At 37.1% G+C, this 299-nt stretch carries 1 pseudogene; it reads left to right on the plus strand.

The features are described 5' to 3' along the window. Nucleotides 1-148: 148 nt before the first annotated feature. Nucleotides 149-299, plus strand: a pseudogene (locus D0T85_RS23325) (conjugal transfer protein TraG); the annotation flags it as partial.

Consider the following 299-nt stretch of genomic DNA (forward strand, 5'->3'; position numbering starts at 1 on the left):
TGCTGCTTTATCAATTTCATCAATAATCTGTGTTAGATATTCAATTTTATCTAAAATCTCATCAATAGAAATTTGGTGTTCCTATGACAAATCCGTCCCCGTCTTCTGTTACAGGAATTGGTTCTTCAATCTGCGCCATATTCCTCACTTCAAAAATCATATCTACTATCCTGAATACAGTAAAATAGTCTGTATCGAACTCTGCAATAACCACCTGTTAAACAACCGGGAAGGTTACGAGAAAGTACCGACTTTTTACGTGATAAACTTTGACGATCCTTCCCGTTCGCACCGTTGTA

It is taken from the genome of Bacteroides sp. 519 (genome assembly GCF_010500955.1).
Lineage (GTDB): Bacteria > Bacteroidota > Bacteroidia > Bacteroidales > Bacteroidaceae > Bacteroides.